General features: G+C 66.3%; 18 protein-coding genes. 11 read left to right on the top strand and 7 right to left on the bottom strand.

Going from position 1 to position 21,187, the window contains the following annotated elements:
* Positions 1-24 precede the first annotated feature (24 nt).
* Positions 25-498 (bottom strand): NUDIX domain-containing protein, encoded by a 474-nt coding sequence (locus RhoFasB10_RS21090; protein WP_068421289.1) that lies wholly within the window; start codon positions 496-498, stop codon positions 25-27.
* A 1-nt stretch (position 499) separates the two neighbouring features.
* Positions 500-1,591, bottom strand: a complete 1,092-nt coding sequence (locus RhoFasB10_RS21085; RefSeq protein WP_206031176.1) for an ABC transporter substrate-binding protein — start codon at positions 1,589-1,591, stop codon at positions 500-502.
* A gap of 199 nt (positions 1,592-1,790) precedes the next feature.
* On the opposite strand from RhoFasB10_RS21085, the gene ctaD reads away from it, so the two are divergent.
* The 3 genes from ctaD to RhoFasB10_RS21070 all read left to right on the top strand — a co-directional run bounded on the left by ctaD (position 1,791) and on the right by RhoFasB10_RS21070 (position 5,715).
* Positions 1,791-3,593, top strand: a complete 1,803-nt coding sequence (gene ctaD, locus RhoFasB10_RS21080; protein WP_167678389.1) for a cytochrome c oxidase subunit I — start codon at positions 1,791-1,793, stop codon at positions 3,591-3,593.
* A gap of 134 nt (positions 3,594-3,727) precedes the next feature.
* A complete protein-coding gene (gene serB, locus RhoFasB10_RS21075) occupies positions 3,728-4,954 on the top strand; it encodes a phosphoserine phosphatase SerB (RefSeq protein ID WP_167678387.1) in 1,227 nt (408 codons plus the stop codon).
* Positions 4,951-5,715 (top strand): aminoacyl-tRNA hydrolase, encoded by a 765-nt coding sequence (locus RhoFasB10_RS21070; RefSeq protein ID WP_346764447.1) that lies wholly within the window; start codon positions 4,951-4,953, stop codon positions 5,713-5,715. Before serB ends, RhoFasB10_RS21070 begins: the two co-directional genes overlap by 4 nt.
* A 652-nt stretch (positions 5,716-6,367) precedes the next feature.
* Here RhoFasB10_RS21070 and glgX read toward each other — a convergent pair.
* Complete coding sequence (gene glgX / locus RhoFasB10_RS21060) at positions 6,368-8,515, bottom strand: glycogen debranching protein GlgX (protein ID WP_346764446.1); 2,148 nt, start codon at positions 8,513-8,515, stop codon at positions 6,368-6,370.
* 31 nt (positions 8,516-8,546) lie between these two features.
* Here glgX and RhoFasB10_RS21055 point away from each other — a divergent pair, with 31 nt between their 5' ends.
* The 5 genes from RhoFasB10_RS21055 to RhoFasB10_RS21035 are packed head-to-tail and all read left to right on the top strand — an operon-like array spanning position 8,547 to position 13,328.
* Complete coding sequence (locus tag RhoFasB10_RS21055; protein ID WP_068428365.1) at positions 8,547-9,389, top strand: ABC transporter ATP-binding protein; 843 nt, start codon at positions 8,547-8,549, stop codon at positions 9,387-9,389.
* Between the two features lie 38 nt (positions 9,390-9,427).
* A complete protein-coding gene (locus tag RhoFasB10_RS21050) occupies positions 9,428-10,261 on the top strand; it encodes an NUDIX hydrolase (RefSeq protein WP_068428369.1) in 834 nt (277 codons plus the stop codon).
* 26 nt (positions 10,262-10,287) lie between these two features.
* Positions 10,288-11,067: an enoyl-CoA hydratase/isomerase family protein gene (locus RhoFasB10_RS21045; RefSeq protein ID WP_068428371.1), complete on the top strand. Its 780-nt coding sequence runs from the start codon at positions 10,288-10,290 to the stop codon at positions 11,065-11,067.
* 52 nt (positions 11,068-11,119) lie between these two features.
* Complete coding sequence (locus tag RhoFasB10_RS21040) at positions 11,120-12,148, top strand: class I SAM-dependent methyltransferase (RefSeq protein ID WP_068428373.1); 1,029 nt, start codon at positions 11,120-11,122, stop codon at positions 12,146-12,148.
* A gap of 7 nt (positions 12,149-12,155) precedes the next feature.
* Positions 12,156-13,328 (top strand): SAM-dependent methyltransferase, encoded by a 1,173-nt coding sequence (locus tag RhoFasB10_RS21035; RefSeq protein WP_068428377.1) that lies wholly within the window; start codon positions 12,156-12,158, stop codon positions 13,326-13,328.
* Positions 13,329-13,343: 15 nt separating this feature from the next.
* On the opposite strand, the gene RhoFasB10_RS21030 is transcribed toward RhoFasB10_RS21035, so the two are convergent.
* Positions 13,344-14,612: a PQQ-binding-like beta-propeller repeat protein gene (locus RhoFasB10_RS21030; RefSeq protein WP_346764445.1), complete on the bottom strand. Its 1,269-nt coding sequence runs from the start codon at positions 14,610-14,612 to the stop codon at positions 13,344-13,346.
* A 189-nt stretch (positions 14,613-14,801) separates the two neighbouring features.
* Here RhoFasB10_RS21030 and RhoFasB10_RS21025 point away from each other — a divergent pair, with 189 nt between their 5' ends.
* Positions 14,802-15,578: an acyltransferase gene (locus tag RhoFasB10_RS21025; RefSeq protein ID WP_068428383.1), complete on the top strand. Its 777-nt coding sequence runs from the start codon at positions 14,802-14,804 to the stop codon at positions 15,576-15,578.
* On the opposite strand, the gene RhoFasB10_RS21020 is transcribed toward RhoFasB10_RS21025, so the two are convergent.
* The 3 genes from RhoFasB10_RS21020 to RhoFasB10_RS21010 are packed head-to-tail and all read right to left on the bottom strand — an operon-like array spanning position 15,561 to position 19,149.
* Positions 15,561-16,808, bottom strand: a complete 1,248-nt coding sequence (locus tag RhoFasB10_RS21020) for a glycosyltransferase family 4 protein (RefSeq protein ID WP_167678381.1) — start codon at positions 16,806-16,808, stop codon at positions 15,561-15,563. The two genes, RhoFasB10_RS21025 and RhoFasB10_RS21020, sit on opposite strands and share 18 nt — an antisense overlap.
* Positions 16,805-18,316: a glycoside hydrolase family 57 protein gene (locus tag RhoFasB10_RS21015; protein WP_167678397.1), complete on the bottom strand. Its 1,512-nt coding sequence runs from the start codon at positions 18,314-18,316 to the stop codon at positions 16,805-16,807. The genes RhoFasB10_RS21020 and RhoFasB10_RS21015 overlap by 4 nt, the downstream gene beginning before the upstream one ends.
* 32 nt (positions 18,317-18,348) lie before the next feature.
* Positions 18,349-19,149 carry a class I SAM-dependent methyltransferase gene (locus RhoFasB10_RS21010; RefSeq protein WP_346764444.1) on the bottom strand — a complete coding sequence of 267 codons (801 nt, stop codon included), beginning with the start codon at positions 19,147-19,149 and terminating at the stop codon, positions 18,349-18,351.
* Positions 19,150-19,358: 209 nt separating this feature from the next.
* Between RhoFasB10_RS21010 and RhoFasB10_RS21005 the strand changes: the two genes are divergently transcribed.
* Complete coding sequence (locus RhoFasB10_RS21005) at positions 19,359-20,159, top strand: electron transfer flavoprotein subunit beta/FixA family protein (protein ID WP_068428390.1); 801 nt, start codon at positions 19,359-19,361, stop codon at positions 20,157-20,159.
* Between the two features lie 44 nt (positions 20,160-20,203).
* Complete coding sequence (locus RhoFasB10_RS21000; RefSeq protein ID WP_068428393.1) at positions 20,204-21,160, top strand: electron transfer flavoprotein subunit alpha/FixB family protein; 957 nt, start codon at positions 20,204-20,206, stop codon at positions 21,158-21,160.
* Positions 21,161-21,187 lie beyond the last annotated feature (27 nt).

The following is a 21,187-nucleotide window of genomic DNA, read 5'->3' as shown; positions in this document are numbered from 1 at the left end:
CCCTCGGTCCGGGCGGGGTGGGGGCTAGCGCCGAAACCAGGCTTCCGCAGACCCGCTGAGCGCCTTGGAGATTCGCAGCCGCGAGGTGTCGGTCAGGTCGTCGGGCAATGCGTCGACGTCGAACCAGCCGACCGCAAGGTTCTCGTCGTCGGCGACGCGGGCTTCGCCGTCGGTGTGGCGGGCGAGGAAGGTGAGGTCCAGGTATTGGGCGACGTCGCCGTTCGGGTAGGTGATCTTCTCGGTGACGTCGACGCTCGTGAGTCGGACGAGTTCGGCGCCCAGGCCCGTCTCCTCGGCGATCTCGCGCAGCGCGGCGGGCCCGGGTTCTTCACCGGGTTCGAGGATGCCGGACACGATGGCCCAGAGCCCGTTGTCGCGGCGACGCGTCAGCAGGATTCGTCCGTCGGCGTCGAGGACCACCGCGCTGACCCCCGACAGCCACAGAGGCGACGTACCGATCCGACTGCGCAGGGCGAGGACGAACTCGGGGATCGGCATATCAGGAAACGTACGCGTTCAACGAGTTCGTCACATCCGCAAGCATCGCGCGAGCCGCGACAATGCCGCTGCTCGACCAGACGGTGTCGTCGACGACGAACACTCGACCGTCCTTCGCGGCGCCGAGGTCCTTCCAGCCGTCCCCGTCCATCACGTCGGTGCCGAACGACTCGCCGTCGTCTCCGTCGAATCGGGCGTAGACGATGTCGCCCTCGACTGCGGACAGATCGTCGGCGGGCACCGTGTTCTCGGCGTCCTGCTGTGACGGCGGCCGGCCGACGCCGACCTCGGCGAGCACCTCGGACGCGAACGACGACGGGCCGTCGGTGACGATCGAGTCGGGCAGGAATCGGACGACCGATGCTTGGGTCTGGGTGGCTTTCACATCGCGCCCGACCTGTTCGGCGTCGGCGGTGAAGCGCGCCAGCTCGTCGAAACCGGTCTGTCCACGTCCGAGCGCGGCTGCGGACTGCAGAAACGTGCCCTTCCACCCGGAATCCGACGAGGTGAAGACCGTCGGCGCGATCCCGCTCAACGATCGGTAGGTCTCTGTGCCCAGCGAGTCGGCGCCGATGATCAGATCGGGGTTCAGCCCGGCGATGGCATCCAGATCCGGTGAGTCGACCGTTCCGACGCCGGGGATCTCGGCAATTCCGGTACCGAGATACAACTCCTGGTCTCCGTCACCGCGGAAGTCCGGATCCAGCGTCGACGCGCCGACGACGCGTTCCCACACTCCCAGCGCGCAGGTGGCGTCCAGTGCGGCCGCGTCCAACACGACGATGCGCATGGGGTCCGCCGGGATCTCGCTGATTCCTTCGCTGTGGCCGACAGGTCGCACCGAACCTTCGATGCCGGTCGGGTCGAGCGGCGCGGTCGCGGGGCACAGCCCGGTCGTCGGACGGTTGTTTCCGACGACGCCTGCCCCCGCGACGTTCGTCGTACTACGCACGATGGTCGACGCGTTGTCCTCGGACTCGGAGGTACCCGAGCACGCCGTGACGGTCAGTGCAACACCGACCGCGAGCGCGAGTGCGGTGATGCGACGAGCCGGGAGTGAAGCAGGGACTGACCGAAACGACTGTCTGGACAACTCGTGGAATTCCTAACGGGAGTCGGATGCCGTCACACCCTATCCGGCCGCGGTTCCGGGCAGGTGCGACGTTCGAGTACGACACTCGGTAGGACCGGTGAGGCGAGGCGCCGAGTCAAGGTCTACGATTCGACGTAGCGCAAGACACCCGGACGTGCCCTCGCATGCTCGCCGACGGGACGCATCTTCAGGAGGATCAGTGACTGCCCTAGCGCCTAGGCCGACTCCCGCTGTGGAAGCGGCACGGCCGTTTCCGCCGCGGATGGGACCGAAGGGTTCTTTCATTCACAAGGCGGTGACGACGACTGATCCCAAGGTGTTGGGGATCATGTACATCGCGACGTCGATCGCGTTCTTCTTGGTCGGCGGGTTGATGGCGTTGTTGATGCGCGCCGAGTTGGCTGTGCCGGGGATGCAGTTCCTGTCGAACGAGCAGTACAACCAGTTGTTCACCATGCACGGCACGATCATGTTGCTGTTGTATGCGACGCCGATCGTGTTCGGGTTCGCCAATTACATTCTGCCGTTGCAGATCGGCGCCCCGGATGTGGCGTTCCCGCGGTTGAATGCGTTCTCGTACTGGTTGTATCTGTTCGGCGCGTTGATCACCACGGCCGGGTTCATCACCCCCGGTGGCGCGGCGGACTTCGGCTGGACCGCGTACACCCCGCTCACGTCGGCGTTGCATTCGCCGGGTGTGGGTGCGGATCTGTGGATCATGGGTCTGGCGGTTGCTGGTCTGGGCACCATTTTGGGTGGCGTGAACATGATCACCACGGTGATCTGTCTGCGGGCGCCGGGAATGACGATGTTCCGGATGCCGATCTTCACCTGGAACATTCTGGTCACCTCGATCCTGATCCTGCTGGCGTTCCCGTTGTTGACCGCGGCGCTGCTCGGGTTGGCGGCGGATCGGCATCTGGGTGCGCATCTGTTCGACCCGGCCACCGGTGGGGTGTTGTTGTGGCAGCACCTGTTCTGGTTCTTCGGTCACCCCGAGGTGTACATCATCGCGTTGCCGTTCTTCGGGATCGTCTCCGAGATTTTCCCGGTGTTCTCGCGTAAGCCGATGTTCGGGTACACCACGTTGATCTACGCGACGATCGCGATCGCTGCGTTGTCGATCGCGGTGTGGGCGCACCACATGTATGCCACCGGCGCGGTGTTGTTGCCGTTCTTCTCGTTCATGACGTTCCTGATCGCGGTGCCGACGGGTGTGAAGATCTTCAACTGGATCGGCACCATGTGGCGGGGGCAGGTGACGTTGGAGACGCCGATGCTGTTCTCCATCGGCTTCTTGATCACCTTCTTGTTCGGTGGCTTGTCGGGTGTGTTGCTCGCGTCGCCGCCGATCGATTTCCATGTCACCGACACCTACTTCGTGATCGCGCATTTCCATTACGTGGTGTTCGGCACGGTCGTGTTCGCCACCTACGCCGGAATCTACTTCTGGTTCCCGAAGATGACCGGCCGGATGATGGACGAACGTCTCGGCAAGTGGCATTTCTGGTTGACGTTCCTCGGGTTCCACGGCACGTTCCTGGTCCAGCACTGGCTCGGGAACGAGGGCATGCCCCGCCGGTACGCGGACTACCTGTCCTCGGACGGGTTCACCACCTTGAACATCATTTCCACGGTCGGTGCGTTCGTGCTCGGTGCGTCGACGCTGCCGTTCGTGTGGAACGTGTTCAAGTCCTACCGGTACGGCGAAGTCGTCACCGTCGACGACCCGTGGGGCTACGGCAACTCGCTGGAATGGGCCACCTCCTGCCCGCCGCCGCGTCACAACTTCACCGAACTGCCCCGTATCCGTTCCGAGCGTCCCGCGTTCGAGCTGCACTACCCACACATGGTCGAACGCATGCGCTCCGAAGCCCACGTCGGACCCGGCAGCCACGGCGGACACACCACCGAAGTACTCGAACAGGCACGCCGTGCACCCATCAGTACGAGCGACCACGAGCACTCCGGCGACCCGGATCCAGGCAGGGATCTGAAGTAGCAGGTACGCGATAGACCCGAAGAGCCCCTCCCGGTACCCGGGCGGGGCTCTTCGCTTGCAAGAATCGAAACCCACGACCACATTCGGACAGCGGATTCGCACGCGATGCGGATCCGCGCGTGAAGGGAGACCCGGTGGCGTCATCGGACACCGCTGTACTCGTGACGGTCACCGGGCCGGACAAGCCTGGCGTCACGTCGGTTCTGTTCGCTGCGCTCTCACGTCACGAGGTGACCCTGCTCGACGTGGAACAGGTCGTCATCCGGGGACGCCTGACACTGGGCGTACTGCTGATTTGCCCCCGAGATCCCGAACACCTGCAGGAAGAACTCGAAGAGGCCATGTCGACGGTCGGCGTGCATGTCGACGTCGAGATCGGCGCGGACCAGAACGGCAAGCCCGGACTTCCGACACACGTCGTCGTCGTTCTGGGCCGTCCGGTCACCGCCCGCGCGTTCAGCACCCTCTCGCGGGAGCTCGCGCGGCAGGGTGCGAACATCGACTCGATTCGTGGCGTCGCCGATTACCCGGTCACCGGCCTCGAACTGCAGGTGTCGACGACCAACACCTCGCCCGACGCCGATCGTCAGCTGCGAACGGGGCTGTCCGAGATCGCCGCGGGGGTCGGCGTCGACGTCGCGGTCGAACGGGCGGGAATCGCGCGGCGTTCCAAGCGGCTCATCGTGTTCGACGTCGACTCGACGCTCGTCCAGGGTGAAGTGATCGAGATGCTTGCCGCCAAGGCCGGTCGGGAAGCCGAGGTTCGCGCGGTCACCGAATCCGCGATGCGCGGTGAGATCGATTTCACCGAGTCGCTGCACCAACGCGTCGCAGCGCTGGCAGGCCTGGACGCATCGGTGATCGACGAGGTGGGCGAGGACCTCGAACTCACTCCGGGTGCGAGGACGACCATTCGAACGCTCCGCAGGCTCGGATATTCGTGTGGTGTCGTGTCCGGTGGATTCCGCCAGGTGATCGAAGGCCTCGCACACGAACTCGAACTCGACTTCGTTCGCGCGAACACTCTGGAGATCGTCGACGGCAAGCTGACCGGCCGCGTCGTCGGCGAGGTCGTCGACCGTGCCGCGAAGGCAATCGCTCTGCGTGAGTTCGCAGCCCAGTCCGGGGTGCCGATGGAGCAGACCGTCGCTGTCGGTGACGGCGCCAACGACATCGACATGCTCACCGCGGCGGGTCTCGGCGTTGCCTTCAACGCCAAACCCGCCCTCCGCGAGATCGCCGACACGGCGATCTCGCACCCGTACCTCGACGCCGTGCTGTTCATGCTCGGCGTCACACGCGGTGAGATCGAGGCAGCCGACGCCGTCGACGGCGGTGTGCGACGCGTTCCGATCCTGTGAGCGAGTCGCCGATCGAGGACACACCGCGGAGCACGTTCGCCGAACGACACGCCGTCCTCGCGGAGGGCTACGGGGGACGACCGGACCCCGCCGACCCCGCCGACGTCCTCGCGATGCCGATCGTGCTGAACATCCCCAAGGCCGATCCACCGCCGCGTAGTCGGTTGCTCGAAGCGGCGGCGTCGGCCTCGGTCGCGCTGTGCTTCGACGAGCGCGTCGGACCGGGCGGGGAATGGGAAGAGTCGTTCCGCGCGTGGACGTCGTCACGCATCCGCAAGGTGGCCAGACGAGCTCGTGGGGCCCATTGGACCGCCGCGCAGGATGTGCCAGGCGTGACCGTGGACGTCGGCGACGCGCAGGCCCGTGCCCTGGTTCCCGGACGCGTCGGCGACCTCGATGCGCGGATCAGGAGACTGCAGATCGGCGGCACCGATCTGAGTCACGACGAACCGGATCGGGTGGCCGACGACCTTCCGGTGCTCTGGATCGACCCGGCGCTCGAGATGACCGTGGGAAAGGCTGCAGCGCAGGTCGGGCACGCGTCGATGCTGCTCGCCGGAACGATGTCGACCGAGCAGTGCGAAGCATGGGCGGCACGCGGTTTCGCGTGTTCGGTCCGCGACGCGAACGCCCAGCAGTGGGCGACAGCCCGCGCACTCGTCGACGCCGGTCGCGCCGCAGCCGTACGCGACGCCGGATTCACGGAGGTGGCGCCCGGCTCGATGACGGTCGTCGGCGTCGCACCCGAGATGTGGCGATAGGGTCCACCGCTTCGAAACTGGCCGTTTCTGCGGCATCCAGTGTGCTCGACACTGAATGCATGCGTACATCGAACATCTCGTCCGGATCGGCCAGGAATCTCGTACTGCGCCTCGGCGCCCTGTACATCGGACTATGGCTGTACGGACTGTCGATGGCCGCGATGATCACGGCAGGGCTCGGCCTCGATCCGTGGGACGTCTTTCATCAGGGGATCGGTCGGCACGTCGATCTGAGCTTCGGAACCATCACGGCCGTGACGGGGATTCTGGTGTTGCTGGCGTGGATTCCGTTGCGCCAGAAGCCAGGATTGGGGACCGTCAGCAACGTCGTCGTCATCGCGATCGCAGTCGACGTGTCGCTCGCGTGGTTACCCGACGTCGATTCGCTCGCGGTCCGCATTCCGTTGATGCTGGCGGGCATCGTGACCAACGGCTTCGCGACGGCGTTGTACATCGGTGCGGGCATGGGACCCGGCCCGCGTGACGGACTGATGACGGGCTTCGTGGCGCGAACGGGCCTGTCGATCCGTCTGGTTCGCACCTGCATCGAGATCACCGTCCTCGCGACGGGCTGGCTGCTCGGCGGCAACGCCGGAATCGGAACCCTGTTGTACGCCTTCGGTATCGGGCCGATCGTGCAGTTCTTCGTCCATCACCTCCCGACGCTGCGCAGCACGAGCACGGTCGAACCCGACAGCGACAGTGGCGAACCCGCATCGATGGCCGTCGCGTCGACGGGCGTGCCGTCGGCAGTGCTGGAATCGAAGACGGCGACGAATCTTTCGGCCGCCCAGGGCGGGCACGCCAGCGATACCTCGGTCGGGCCGCCGGAGTGCAGTACGAGCAGCGAACTGGCGTCGTCGACGCGATGCCCGTCCGAGGCGTAGGAGCGGACGTCGCCGCCGTCCACCCATGCCTGGATGGTGCGGATCGAATCGTCGTGCCACTGGTCGGTCGTCAGTTCGTTGCCGCGTCCGTCGAACCAGACGAGATCCGGCCTGCCGCTGGGAGTATCGCGCCCGAAGAAGAATTCCTGCTGGCGCAGTGACGGGGCGCTTCGCCTGATCCGCAACAGTCGCGAGACGAACGCGAGGAGATCGCGGTCGGCGGACTCCCAGTCGATGGCCCACGACCGATCCGCGGGTGCATCCTCCGGCACGCAGTACGCATTGTTGTTGCCGCCCTGCGTGTGTCCGATCTCGTCGCCGGCCAACAGCATCGGCGTCCCGGTCGACAGGGTCAGCGTGGCGAGCAGTGCGCGGACGTGGCGGCCCCGCGCAGCGATGACATCGGGATCGTCGGTCGGGCCCTCGACACCGTGGTTCTCCGAGATGTTGTTGTCGGTGCCGTCTCGGTTGTCCTCACCGTTCGCGTCGTTGTGCTTGCGCGAGTACGACACCAGATCGCGGGCGGTGAAGCCGTCGTGTGCAGTCACGAAATTGACCGAGGCCCAGGGCTTTCGGACGTCACCGCCGAAGATATCCTCGGAACCCGCTATGCGAGAGGCGAGTTCACGCACGCCGGTCTGTCCCGCCCAGAACCGACGGACGGTGTCGCGGTACCGGTCGTTCCACTCCGACCACATCGCGCCGAACCCGCCGACCTGATAGCCGGCGCCTGTCGCGTCCCACGGTTCGGCGATCAGTTTGCGTGTCGACAGCACGGGATCCGTCGCGATCGCAGTCAGAAGCGGTGCGCGCGCATCGAATCGCCACGCGGGGCGGCCGAGCGTGCTCGCGAGGTCGAAACGGAACCCGTCGACACCCATGTCCGTCGCCCAGTAGCGAAGACTGTCGCAGACCATGCGTACGACAGCAGGTGACGCCGAGTCGGTCGTGTTTCCGCACCCGGTCAGGTCGACGTCGTGGCCACGTCCGTCGAGAAGGTAGTAACCGGGCGCGTCGAGCCCGCGCCAACTGATGGACGGGCCGTCGACCGAGCTCTCGCACGTGTGGTTGTAGACGACGTCGAGTATCACTTCGATACCGACCGAGTGCAGCGCGTCGACCATCGTGCGAAATTCGGCGATCTCGGCTCCCGGCGTCGACGCGAACCGTGGATCGGGCGCGAAGAACGCGCCGGTCGAGTATCCCCAGTGATTACGCATCCCGCGAGCACGGACGCCCGGCTCGGTGATCGTCGCATGCACCGGCAGCAGTTCGACGGTCGTCACGCCGAGGCGGGTGAGATGGTCGAGTACTGCGGGGGCCGTCAGTCCGAGATAGGTGCCGCGATGCTCGGCCGGTACGTCCGGGTGCCGGGCAGTGAACGCGCCGACGTGCATCTCGTAGACGACCGTTCGATCCCACGGGATGCCGGGCCGGGGTGCGCTCGGAGGTACGTCGGGCGCGGTAACGACCGCCAGCGGCACATGGCCCAGTGAATCCACGGTGTTCGGACGCCCGAACGGGTCGTCCTCGTAGGCGAGGAGAGCCTCCGCCGATCCGGCGGTGCCGTGGATCGTGCGCGCGGCGGGATCGAGCAGAATCTTCTGCGGATTGAATCTGCGGCCGTCCGACGGGTTCCACGGGCCGTGCGCTCGGATTCCGTACTTCGTTCCTGCTTCGACGCCCTCGACGAACCCATGCCAGACGCCGTACGTACGGCTGCCGAGTGCGATGCGACGCTCGCCGCCGTCGTCGTCGATCAGGCAGATCTCGATGCCATCGGCGTCGGGCGAGTGGACTGCGAATTGCGTACCACCTTCGCCGACTGTTGCCCCGAGCGGGAAAGGGGACCCCGGTGCGGGACGATTCGCCGAGTCGGGCTCGCCGACGGTGTGATGAACATTGGACGACACGCATACAGATCCTGCCGTGAAAGCCCGACGAATGTGGGACAAGATAGACCTCGTGTCCGAACCAGATCCCGATCTCCTCATCGACTTCGACGACGTACTCATCAGGCGAGGTGGTGTGACGCTTGTCGGCCCTGTGACCTGGCAGGTGGAGCTCGACGAGCGCTGGGTCGTCCTCGGTCCGAACGGGGCAGGCAAGACGTCGTTGATGCGCATCGCAGCTGCCGAGGTGCATCCCACCTCGGGCGTCGCACACGTGCTCGGTGAAGTGATGGGCAAGGCCAACGTCGCGGACCTCAAACCGCGCATCGGTCTGTCCTCCTCCGCGCTGGCCCACCGCATTCCGGCCGACGAGACCGTCGCCGATCTCGTCGTGTCCGCCGGGTACAGCGTGCTCGGCCGGTGGCGTGAGCGGTACGACGACATGGACACCGAGCGTGCCGTCGACATGCTCGAGAGCCTCGGTGCCGAACACCTCGCGAACCGCACCTACGGAACTCTGTCCGAGGGCGAGCGCAAGCGTGTGCTGATCGCTCGCGCCCTCATGACCGACCCGGAACTACTTCTTCTCGACGAGCCGGCCGCGGGTCTCGACCTCGGTGGACGCGAGGAGCTCGTCGCCCGCCTGGCCGATCTCGCCGCCGACCCGGACGCGCCCGCGACGGTGCTCATCACGCACCACGTCGAGGAGATCCCACCGGGCTTCACGCATGCACTGTTGCTCAAGGAGGGTGGAGTCGTCGCGCAGGGCCTCGTCGACGACGTCATCACCGCCGAGAACCTGACCGAAGCGTTCAGCCAGTCGATCACGCTCGATCGCGTCGACGGCAGATTCTTCGCGCGCCGTACGCGGGCCGGAGCACAGCACCGCCGCTGATGTGATGGCCGTTACGTAAGTCCGGTAGATTTCCTTCAATGTCCACAGCCAGCGGTGCCTCGACCCCGTCCGATCTCGCCGACGTCCCGGTGCGCGACGCGTCGACCGTGATTCTTCTGCGCGACGCGGCTGCGGGTATCGAGGTGTTCCTGCTGGAACGGGTCGGTGGCATGGCGTTCGCCGGCGGCATGACGGTGTTTCCCGGGGGAGGCGTCGACTTGTCCGACGCCGACGCCGACACCGGACTCGAGTGGACCGGACCGAGCGCGTCCTGGTGGGCCGAACGATTCGGTGTGGACGAGCGCAAGGCCACAGCGCTCGTGTGTGCGGCGGCGCGGGAAACGTTCGAAGAATGCGGCGTCCTGCTCGCCGGACCGACTGCGGACTCCGTCGTTTCGGACACGCGCCGCTTCGCCGACGACCGCGGTGCACTCGAACGACGGGAGCAGACGTTCGGCGAGTTCCTGACGCGCAACGAGTTGGTGTTGCGCGCCGACCTGTTGCGTCCGTGGTCGAACTGGATCACGCCGGTGGGGGAGAAGCGTCGCTACGACACCCGGTTCTTCGTCGCGGTGGTGCCGGAGGGGCAGACCGCGGACGGCGAGACCAGTGAGGCGGCGTCGGTCGGATGGCGTTCGCTGGATGCTGCGCTGGAGGACTGGCGTCGCGGCGCGACGATCCTGCTGCCTCCGACGTGGAGTCAACTCGCGGGACTGACGACGTTCGACGGTGTCGATGCCGTCCTGGCCGCGTCGCCCGACGTCACGCCCATCCAGCCGGATCTCTACCACTCCGACGGCGAACTACGCGTCGATTTTCCGGGCCAGGACGCGTACTACGCGGGCAGCACCCACCCGTGGGCAGACCGTTAGGTCCGCCTACCGGTAGCGTGAGCGCCATGGCTGAGTACGTGACTCTCGAGGTAGCAGACGGCATCGGCACCATCCGCCTGGACCGTCCCCCCATGAACGCGCTGAATCGTCAAGTGCAGGAAGAGATTCGCGACGCGGCCCGGGCGGCCACCGTCGACTCGTCGGTCAAGGCCGTCATCGTGTACGGCGGCGAGAAGGTATTCGCGGCAGGCGCGGACATCAAGGAGATGCTCGAGCTCACGGCCGCGCAGATGTCGGCCATCATCGGTGATCTGCAGTCCGCGCTCGGGTCGCTCGCTGCCATCCCGAAGCCCGTCGTCGCCGCGATCACCGGCTACGCACTCGGAGGCGGACTCGAGGTCGCGCTCGGCGCGGATCGTCGTATCGCAGGCGACAACGCCAAGCTCGGTGTCCCGGAGATTCTTCTCGGCATCATTCCCGGCGGCGGTGGTACCCAGCGGCTTGCGCGCCTGGTCGGTCCGAGCACGGCGAAGGACATGGTCTTCACCGGTCGGTTCGTCGGAGCCGACGAGGCTCTGCGCATCGGCTTGGTCGACGAGGTCGTCGCCCCCGACGAGGTCTACAACGCCGCACGTGCGTGGGCGTCGCAGTTCACGACGGGTGCGGCCCGCGCTCTCGCCGCCGCGAAGGCGTCTATCGATCAGGGGCTCGACACCGATCTGAACACCGGTCTGAAGATCGAGGCTCAGCAGTTCGCCGCGTTGTTCGCCACGAAGGACCGCACCATCGGCATGGAATCCTTCGTTGCCAACGGACCTGGCAAGGCGGAGTTCGTCGGCGAGTGAGGTCGGCAAAACTGGAACTTGTTCATTCACTACCGGATAGTAGGCTGCCCTCATGACTGCAAGCCCACACGACGGCAACTCCGATGCACCCGCATCGTCTGCCGCAAGCGCCGTGAACGATCCTGCTCCCAACCCGCACGCTACGGCCGAGCAGGTCGAGGCTGCCCGGAGCGACACCAAGCTCGCTCAGGTCCTGTACCACGACTGGGAAGCGGAGACGTACGACGACAAGTGGTCGATCTCGTACGACGAGCGCTGCATCGAGTACGCGCGTGGGCGTTTCGACCAGGCGGTCAGCGGCCAGCCGGGTGCGCAGGACGACCTGCCGTACGGTCGTGCCCTCGAATTAGGTTGCGGCACAGGGTTCTTCCTGCTCAATCTGATGCAGGCGGGCGTCGCGGAGAAGGGTTCGGTCACCGACCTGTCGCCGGGCATGGTGAAGGTCGCCCTGCGCAACGCCGAGCACCTGAACCTCGATGTCGACGGACGCGTCGCCGACGCGGAGACGATCCCTTACGAGGACAACACCTTCGACCTCGTCGTGGGCCATGCGGTGCTGCACCACATCCCCGACGTCGAACAGTCTCTGCGCGAGGTGTTGCGCGTGCTCAAGCCCGGTGGACGCTTCGTGTTCGCCGGCGAACCGACGACCGTGGGCAACTTCTACGCTCGCTGGCTCGGCCGTGCGACGTGGGAGACCACCACGCGTGTCACCAAGCTGCCCTTCCTCGCGAGCTGGCGCAAGCCGCAGGCCGAACTCGACGAATCGTCCCGCGCCGCGGCGCTGGAAGCCGTCGTCGACCTGCATACCTTCGACCCCACCGACCTCGAGAACATCGCGCGGAGCGCAGGTGCGGTGGACGTACAGGCCCAGACCGAAGAGTTCGCCGCGGCACTGCTCGGATGGCCGGTGCGTACGTTCGAAGCCGCCGTTCCGGCGGAGAAGCTCGGATGGAACTGGGCCAAGTTCGCGTTCGGCGGATGGAAGACGCTCAGCTGGGTCGACGAGAAGGTCCTCAGGCACGTGGTGCCGCGCGGATTCTTCTACAACGTGATGATCACCGGAGTGAAGTCCGACTGATCGAATCATGGGTTACGGCTTCACCGGCGCCGACATCGACTTTCTGACCAGCGATGTCGGCGTCGCCGCATTGCGCGACGTCGACGAACGGCCGTTGGACTCGGCGTCGATGCTGTCCGACATCTCGATTCTGCGTGCCGCGCACGGAGATCGCACCGCCGCACTCGTCGAGACGACGCGTCTGCGGCGCAAGGCGGCTACCAAGATCGACGGAGCCGAGCGGTGGTTGCTGACCGACGACGCCGTCCAACAGGCGACACCGACACCTGTCGCCGTACGCCGCGCGCAGCGTCTCGAGGGTCGCGACGTACACGACGTGACCTGTTCCATCGGAACGGAATTGGCGGCGCTGTCGACGACTGCTCGAACCGTCGTCGGTAGCGATCTCGATCCGGTGCGCACACGGATGGCATCGCACAACGTCCCGGGTGTCGCGGTACTGCGTGCCGATGCCCTGACTCCGACCACTCGTGGAACGGTCGTACTCGCGGACCCGGGCAGGCGTGCCGGTGGAAGGCGCACGCACGATCCTGCGGCGCTCGAACCGCCCCTACCGTCGTTGCTGGGCGCCTATGCCGGACACGATCTGGTCGTCAAATGTGCGCCCGGTCTGGACTTCGACAGGCTCGGATGGGAGGGCGAAGTCGAAGTCGTGTCCCTGAGCGGCGGTGTGCGGGAGGCATGTCTGTGGTCGACGGGCCTCACCCACGACGGAGTGCGTAGGCGCGCAACGGTGTTGGCGTCGGACGGTTCGTCGTTCGAGGTGACCGACGCCGAACCCGACGACATCGACGCCGGCCCCGTGGGCGAGTGGATCGTCGATCCGGACGGGGCGGTGGTGCGCGCGGGACTCGTGCGGCACTACGGTGCGCGTCACGGTCTGTGGCAACTCGACCCTCGAATCGCCTATCTGACCGGCGACTCGGTTCCCGAGGGCGTCAACGGATTTCGTGTGCTCGAACAGATCAAGTATTCCGAGAAGACACTGCGGCAGGCGTTGGCGTCGAGGCGCTGCGGCTCGGCCGAAATTCTCGTCCGAGGTGTCGACGTCGATCCCGCAGTGCTGCGACCGAAGCTCAAACTGCGGGGAGACGTCGCCCTGTCGGTGGTCATCACGCGTGTCGAGCGTTCGGCGTTCGCGTTCGTCTGCGAAGCACGGCGCCCCGGTGGTTCGAGCTGATCCCGACGGCTCGAATCAGGGTGCGTAGGTGAAGATCTCGCCCAGATTGGTCGACGTCACCATCTGACCTTCCGGTCCGACCGACGTGCCGACCGTCGATCCCTGCGCGCCTGGAAGGGTGCTCTCGGACAGAGTCTCGCCCGACGAACCGTCGAGCGACGTCAGTACCAGATCGTCGCCGCGGCGGACGACCGTGTGGACGACACCGTCCGCGCTCTGCACGGGTCCGCCGGCCTGCTTCAGATCGTCACGAGCCCACACCTGCGTGGCGTGATCGCCGTCGTCGCGGATCGACTGCACGATGCCGTCACCACCCGAGGGCACGATCGACCCGTCCGCCGACACGGACGGCGACGCCGACACACCGAATCCAGCTCCGTACGCCCACTTCGACGCCCCGTCGCCGGCGCCGTACGCGGTGAGACGGCCGTCGACGTCCGCGACGTAGACGGTCTGCCCGTCCGCCGACAGGACCGGGCTCGACGTTACCGCTGCCGGCAGCAGTTCCGAGGACCATCTCTCGGTGATGGAGGGAGTCGCATGCGCATCGTAGGACAGCGACACCAGTTGCGGCGCAATGGCTCCCGGGCGCCACAGCACGAGGTAGATCGATCCCGTATCGAGGTCGACAGCCGGGCCCGCGCCGACGGGGCATTCCGGGGATCCGATAGTGCAGTCGTCGAGACCCGTCGTCGGCGCGAGGAAGTTCGTGTCCGGAGACTCCAGGAAAGAAGGCGGCTCGATCAGATCGTGGATCGGCACGGTCAACTGCCCGGTCTGTGTGTCGAGCACGTTGACCTGGCCGAGATGCGTCACGGCGAGCACACTGCCGTCGCCGAGGAACTGTGCAGACCGGGGAACGCCGTACACCGGTGTCCGCCAACGTAATTGACCGTGCTCGTTGAACGACGAGAATCCGCCGTCGTCGCCGACGTACACATTGGCGACCGAGTCGACGAGAGGTGTGGCCGTCGGGACGGACGGTCCGACGCGGTTGCACCACCGCTTGCGGCCGGACTCCATCTCGAACGAGAAGAGGTTGCAGCCTGCGTCCGAGTACGTGCCGACGAACATCTGTCCGCTCGCGGCGATGGAGATCGGGGATCCCACCGCGCCACCCAGCGGGCGCGACCACTGCAGTTCGACGTCGGTCGATCCGTCGTGGCCGGTGGAGCTGCTGTTTCGAGAATCACCGTGCGCAGCGGGCCATGCTCCGGGAGCGAAGGCGTCGACGGTGTCGCTGCCTCCGCAGGCGGTGGAGGCGACCAGTGCGGCGGTTGCCACTGCCGCTGCTCGAGCGAACGTTGCCCTGCCGCCACGCACCGTGCTTTTCTCCCTCGTCTCAGGTCGCGTGCATGGTTCGCCGGGCACGCGCGTCGCACAAGAGACTATCCCGGCACCGATGTCCGCCGACGAAGCGGCCGTGCGGGGCCATGGTGGAGTGAGCGCGGCCGGTTATCTAAGGTGCTCGGTATGACGAGTATGTGGAACGCGCCGTTGCGTTCGCGCTGGCGGGGATCGAGACGGCGCGACGACGAACAGGCACGTTTCCTGACGCTCGATTCCCTGCGGTGGGTTCTGCAGAACAAGGCCTACACGCCGTGGTACCTGGTGCGGTACTACCGTCTGGCGAAGTTCAAGGCCGCCAATCCGCACGTGATTCTGCGCGGCATGGTGTTCCTCGGCAAGAACGTCGAGATCCACTCGACGCCCGAGTTGTCGAGGCTGGAGATCGGCCGCTGGGTGCATATCGGCGACGGCAATGCCATTCGGTGTCACGAAGGCTCGCTGCGGATCGGCGACAAGGTGGTGTTCGGCAAGGACAACGTCGTCAACACCTACCTCGACATCGAGATCGGCGCGTCGACGCTCGTCGCGGATTGGTGCTACATCTGCGATTTCGACCACCGCATGGACGACGTGACGACGCCCATCAAGGATCAGGGCATCGTCAAGGGTCCCGTCCGCATCGGTCCGGACACGTGGGTCGCGGCGAAGGTCACGGTGTTGCGCGAGACCGACATCGGACGCGGATGCGTGCTGGGTGCGCACGCGGTGGTCAAGGGCACGATCCCGGACTACAGCATCGCGGTCGGCGCACCGGCGAAGGTCGTGCGCAACCGCAAGGCCGACTGGGAAGCCGGCGCGGCGGCGCGCGCCGAGTACATCGCCGCGCTCGAGGACATCGAACGCAAGAAGTCGCTGAAGGCGGCAGAAGCCGCCCGCGGCGACTCAGCTTCGTTCGGGTAGCGCGCGTTCGACGATGACCGGCCTGCCGAGCGGATAACGCACCTTCCGTTTGGCTCCGAGGTACACCTGCGCGGTCGCGTCCGCGACGTGCTTCCAGTCGAAGTCGACCGTCAGGCGGGCGCGCGCGGCCTCGGCACGTTCCTGCGCCTTGTCCACGTTGTCGAGAACCGACCGCACGGCGGTGGCCAAGCCGGCGACGTCGCCGGGCTCGAACGACAGGCCCGTCGTGCCGTGGACGATCGCTTCCCCGAGCCCGCCCGCGGTCGAAGCCACGAGCGGAGTTCCGGCTGCCGCGGCCTCGAGCGCGATGATGCCGAAAGGCTCGTAGCGAGAGGGCAATACGATCGCGTCGGCGCCGTGCAGCCACCCGAGGAGTTCGGTGTGATCGAGCGAACCGAGGAACGACACCGCACGTGCGACGCGGTGCGTGCGGGCCAGCTGCGACAGCCACGCGAATTGTGTTCCCTCACCGGCGATGTGAAGCGTCGTGCCGGGGTGACTACGACGGATGCGGCGGAGTGCAGCGATCGCGTCCTGGACCCCCTTCTCGTACTCCAGCCTGCCGACGTAGAGCAGCTTGGCCGGTTCCGAGCGCGGTTCGCGACGCCGAAAGCTCCACGTACGGATGTCGATCCCGTTCCTGATGACGGTGACGGCGGCGTCCTTGATGCCGAAAAGCCGTGTCACCTCGTCCTTCATCGATGTCGAACACGTGATGACGGCGTCGGAGTCGTTGGCCAGCCACCACTCGATCGAGTGGACCTGACGGTTGATCGGCCCGGAGATCCAGCCGCTGTGCCGCCCTGCTTCGGTGGCGTGGATGGTCGACACCAGTGGGACGTCGAAGTGCTCGGCGAGCGCGATCGACGGATGTGCAACCAACCAGTCGTGCGCGTGGACGACGTCGGGTTGCCAACCGTCACCGAGTCCCGGCTTGCCGAGGGCGATGCCCGCCCGAACCATCGCGTGGCCCATCGCAAGGGTCCACGCCGCCATGTCCTCGCCGAACACGAAGTGTGCGGGATCCTCGGCGACAGCGACGACGAGGACGCCGTCCTCGATGCGGTGAAGGGTGGGGTGCGTCGAGGCGTCGGTACCCGTCGGGCGACGCGACAGGACCACCACCTCGTGGCCTGCCCGCACCAGCTCGGTCGCCAGATGATGTACGTGCCTGCCCAACCCGCCGACGACGACGGGTGGGTACTCCCACGACACCATCAGAATCTTCACTCGGCCGCCCCTTCGTCACGATGATCCCCACGCAAACGTCTGGCGTCGAGTCCGGGGAACAAGCCGTCGGCCCGATTCCACCGTTCGGCGAGTTCGGCGGCCCTGCCGACCGGACCCCGCGCGACCGCGTCGGCGATCTCCCGCAGCGCGTGCGCATGGATGTGCGCGCGGTCGCGGGCATATCCTGCGGCGGAGTCCTTGCTGACCATGAACGCCCAGTCGCTTGCCAGTGCCAACAGTGTCTCACGCAGAATCTGGTCGTCGACCCGGTTGCGCAATACGGGCCCGTCGGACTCGCGAGACGCGTTCTTGTCGATCGTGTCCAATGCCAGGGCCGAGACCTCGGCGTTCAGCGTCACCAGGTCGGCGACGGCGTCGCCCGCCCAGACACGCCAGTCCTTGCCCGATCCCCACGACGACTTCTGCAGGTCGACGGGCGTGCCGACGTAGCCACGCGTCCGAGCGCCGTCGAGCGTCCCGACGTCGATTCCGGCCTCCGGCAATGCGCGCAGTACACGCTCCAGCCACACCGGGCCCTCGAACCACCAGTGGCCGAACAGTTCGGTGTCGAAGGCAGCGACGACCAGGGCGCCTCGTCCGATTCGGTCGGACTCCTCGCGCAGGCGTCGTCGAACCGAGTCGACGAAATCGGCGACGTGCTTGTCGATGGCAGCGGATGCGCGTTCGGGATCGTAGGGTTCCTTGTCGGCGGAATCGACGGTCCGGCCCGTCACCCGTGCGTGCTTGAGCCCCGTCGCGTGGTCGTAGGTGTGGAAGTCGCGATACGCGGGGTGGCCCGGATATCCCGATTTCGGCGACCACACCCGATAACTGACCGTCAGATCGCGACCGAACGCGACGACGTCGGACTCGCGAACGGGACGGCCGAGTGTCGTGTCGCCGCGCAGCGCCGGGCCGTCGACCATGAAATGCGTCACTCCCGCTGCGGCATAACCGAATTCCATGCCCGGTGCGTAGGCGCATTCCGGAGCCCAGATACCCGTCGGGCGGGTGCCCCATCGTGACCGGGCATCCGAAAGCCCCTCGGACAGCGAGAATTCGCGCAATCGCTCGTCGAGGAGAGGCTGGAACGGATGTGCGAGCGGTCCACCGAGCAACTCGACCGTTCCGGCGTCGACGAGCCGGCGAATCGCGGCGGAACCCCCATGGCGCCACTGTGTTTCGAACGTGTCGAGAGCGTGCGACGCGGCCCTGTGCTCACGCGTCGACAGTCCGCGATCGGTCGCCTCGTGCGCACGCAGCTGCCAATTGCCCAGCCAGTGATGCATGCCGGACAGGCAGTGCGGGTCGTCGAGTTGGGCGGCCAGCACCGGAGTGATGCCGAGCGACAGCAGGTTCGTGCGGCCCTCGTCGGCCAGCCGGCCGAGCATCTCCACCAACGGCAGATACGAGCCGGCCCACGACTGGTACAGCCATTCCTCGCCCACGGGCCACCGTCCGTGATTGGCGAGCCAGGGAAGGTGGGAGTGCAGAACCAGGGCGAACATCCCTGGCTCGGTCACCGGAGTGCGGCGTTCGCTCACTCGCTCACCGAGGTCGCAGGCTTCGTTGCGACGGCCACCAGATCGAGGCTGGCATCGATGTCGGAGGTGCGAATCTCGAAGTCGCACGAGCGAATTCCCGCGACATCGGCCGTCAGATCGTCGGGCCACGGCTCGCCCGCGAGTGCACGTTCGATCTGCGCGTCGATGAACGAACCACCGTGTTTGGTGTCCAGGGCGCGCAGGACCGAGCCGTGGTGCACGCCTGTCATCGTCTCGACCGTGAATCGAGCGTCGCCCAGCAGTTCGGTGAGTTCTGCGGCATTCAGCTCACGGGTGTGGAACGGATTCAGGGGAGTGTCACGCCCGGGGGAGAACGTGATGCGGTTCGGCGTGCTGATCAACAGAACTCCGCCGGGGGCGAGTACGCGGTGGCACTCGGCGAGAAATTGAGCCTGGTCCCACAGATGCTCGATGACCTGGAAATTGACGACGACGTCGATGGAGTCGTCGGCCAGGGGTAGCTGCGCCAGGTTCCCGCGCAGCATTCCGACGCGGGGGTAACGCGTCAGGACGTGCGCTGCCGCCGACGCGTCGTAATCGAGGCCGACGACGGACGTCGCGACGTCGGCGATCATGTTCGCGCCGTAGCCCTCACCGGAACCGGCCTCCAGTACGACCTTGCCCGCGCAACGATCTCGCAGGTGCTCGTAGACGACTTCGTGCCGACGGAACCAGTAGTTCTCCTCGGCGATGCCGGGAACCGTGCGCTCCCCGGTGAGGGGTAACGGTTCGGGCGCGCCGTCCACGACGGAACCTGCGTTCGATGAATCGCTCACCGACGAGAGGGTAATGCCTCTACTGCCCAGTAGGACAGCGACGGGCAGTCCCTGGCGTGGCCCTCCTGGATGTATGGTCAGGCGGGAAACGCAGTAAGTTACCCACCGGTAACTAGACATGGGGTAATCTACGGCCAGGTGCTAGAACTGCAAGAACCCATACGAACACTCGATTCAGCGGAACATGACCAGGAGGTCGACGCAGACCCATGACGAACATCGTCGTATTGATCAAGCAGGTTCCCGACACGTGGTCCGAGCGCAAGCTGACCGACGGTGACTTCACCCTCGATCGTGAAGCCGCCGACGCCGTGCTCGACGAGATCAACGAGCGCGCGGTCGAGGAAGCACTGCTCATCAAGGAGTCCAAGGGTGGTGAGGTCAAGGTGCTGTCCGCAGGCCCCGACCGCGCGACTGACGCCATCCGCAAGGCTCTGTCCATGGGCGCCGACAGCGCCGTCCACCTGAACGATCCTGCGCTGCACGGTTCGGACGCGATCCAGACCGCATGGGCACTCGCGGCGGCACTCGGCCAGATCGAGTTCGAGAACGGCGAGGCCACCGAGCTGATCATCGCCGGTAACGAGGCCACCGACGGCCGCACCGGAGCCGTTCCCGCGATCATCGCCGAATACCTCGGCATCCCGCAGTTGACGCAGCTGCGCAAGCTCGTCGTCGACGGCGACAAGGTCTCCGGAGAACGCGAGACCGACGAAGGCATCTTCGGCCTCGAGGCCACGCTGCCCGCCATCGTCAGCGTCACCGAGAAGATCAACGAGCCGCGCTTCCCGTCCTTCAAGGGCATCATGGCCGCCAAGAAGAAGACGGTCCAGACGCTGACCCTCGCGGACATCGGCGTCGAGGCAGAGACCGTCGGTGTCGAGAACGCAGGCACCACGGTGACCTCGTCCACGCCGAAGCCTCCCAAGACTGCTGGTGAGCGCGTCACCGACGAAGGCGACGGCGGAGACAAGATCTCGGCCTACCTCGTCGGCCAGAAGATCATCTGATCGCCCACCCCAAGCAGCCAGACCACAAGAGGAGAAGCTAGAACATGGCAGAAGTACTTGTGCTCGTCGAGCACGCAGAGGGAAGCCTGAAGAAGGTCAGTCTCGAACTCATCACCGCGGCACGCGCTCTCGGCGAGCCGTCCGCAGTCGTGACCGGTCCGGCCGGCACCACCGACAAGCTCGCCGACGCCTTGACCGAGGCCGGTGCCGAGAAGATCTACGCCGCCGAGTCCGACGACGTCGACGGCTTCCTGTTGACCCCGAAGATCGACGTGCTGTCGTCTCTGGCCGAGTCGGTCAGCCCCGCCGCGATCATCACCGCGTCGAGCACCGAGGGCAAGGAGGTGGCCGGACGTCTGGCTGCACGCCTCGGTTCCGGCCTGCACTCCGACGTCGTCGCGGTCAACGGTGACGGCAGTGCCGTCTACTCCATCTTCGGTGGCGCGTACACCGTCGAGGCCAAGGCCAACGGCGACGTCCCGGTCATCTCGGTGCGCCCCGGCGCAGTCGAGGCAGAGCCGAAGGCCGGCGCGGGCACCCGCGAGACGGTTGAGGTCCCGGCCCAGGAAGAAGGCGTCACCAAGGTCACCTCGCGTGACCCGATCGTCGGTGGCGACCGTCCCGAGCTCACCGAGGCGTCGGTCGTCGTTTCCGGTGGACGTGGCGTCGGCAGCGCGGACAAGTTCAACGTCGTCGAGGAGCTCGCCGATTCGCTCGGTGCCGCCGTCGGTGCATCGCGCGCCGCCGTCGACTCCGGCTACTACCCGGGCCAGTTCCAGGTCGGACAGACCGGTAAGACGGTCTCGCCGCAGCTGTACATCGCGCTCGGTATCTCCGGCGCGATCCAGCACCGCGCAGGTATGCAGACCTCGAAGACCATCGTCGCCGTCAACAAGGACGAGGAAGCTCCCATCTTCGAGATCGCGGACTTCGGTGTCGTGGGCGACCTGTTCAACGTCGCACCGCAGCTGACCGATGCTGTCAAGAAGCACAAGGGCTGACACGTCGTAGCCGAATCGGCCCCCGTA

The sequence above is a fragment of the Rhodococcus sp. B10 genome (genome assembly GCF_011770055.1).
GTDB classification, from domain to species: domain Bacteria; phylum Actinomycetota; class Actinomycetes; order Mycobacteriales; family Mycobacteriaceae; genus Rhodococcoides; species Rhodococcoides kyotonensis_B.
Note: the sequence above shows the minus strand (reverse complement) of the source record. Positions and strands in the feature narration are given on the sequence as shown.

Bases quoted from the DNA above. Each gene is read 5' to 3' on its own strand.
- RhoFasB10_RS21050 (WP_068428369.1), top strand. From the start codon at position 9,428: ATGTCCACAGCCAGCGGTGCCTCGACCCCGTCCGATCTCGCCGACGTC.
- RhoFasB10_RS21025 (WP_068428383.1), top strand. From the start codon at position 14,802: ATGACGAGTATGTGGAACGCGCCGTTGCGTTCGCGCTGGCGGGGATCG.
- RhoFasB10_RS21045 (WP_068428371.1), top strand. From the start codon at position 10,288: ATGGCTGAGTACGTGACTCTCGAGGTAGCAGACGGCATCGGCACCATC.
- RhoFasB10_RS21035 (WP_068428377.1), top strand. From the start codon at position 12,156: ATGGGTTACGGCTTCACCGGCGCCGACATCGACTTTCTGACCAGCGAT.
- RhoFasB10_RS21015 (WP_167678397.1), bottom strand. From the start codon at position 18,316: ATGTTCGCCCTGGTTCTGCACTCCCACCTTCCCTGGCTCGCCAATCAC.
- RhoFasB10_RS21090 (WP_068421289.1), bottom strand. From the start codon at position 498: ATGCCGATCCCCGAGTTCGTCCTCGCCCTGCGCAGTCGGATCGGTACG.
- RhoFasB10_RS21005 (WP_068428390.1), top strand. From the start codon at position 19,359: ATGACGAACATCGTCGTATTGATCAAGCAGGTTCCCGACACGTGGTCC.
- RhoFasB10_RS21000 (WP_068428393.1), top strand. From the start codon at position 20,204: ATGGCAGAAGTACTTGTGCTCGTCGAGCACGCAGAGGGAAGCCTGAAG.
- RhoFasB10_RS21040 (WP_068428373.1), top strand. From the start codon at position 11,120: ATGACTGCAAGCCCACACGACGGCAACTCCGATGCACCCGCATCGTCT.
- RhoFasB10_RS21055 (WP_068428365.1), top strand. From the start codon at position 8,547: ATGTGGGACAAGATAGACCTCGTGTCCGAACCAGATCCCGATCTCCTC.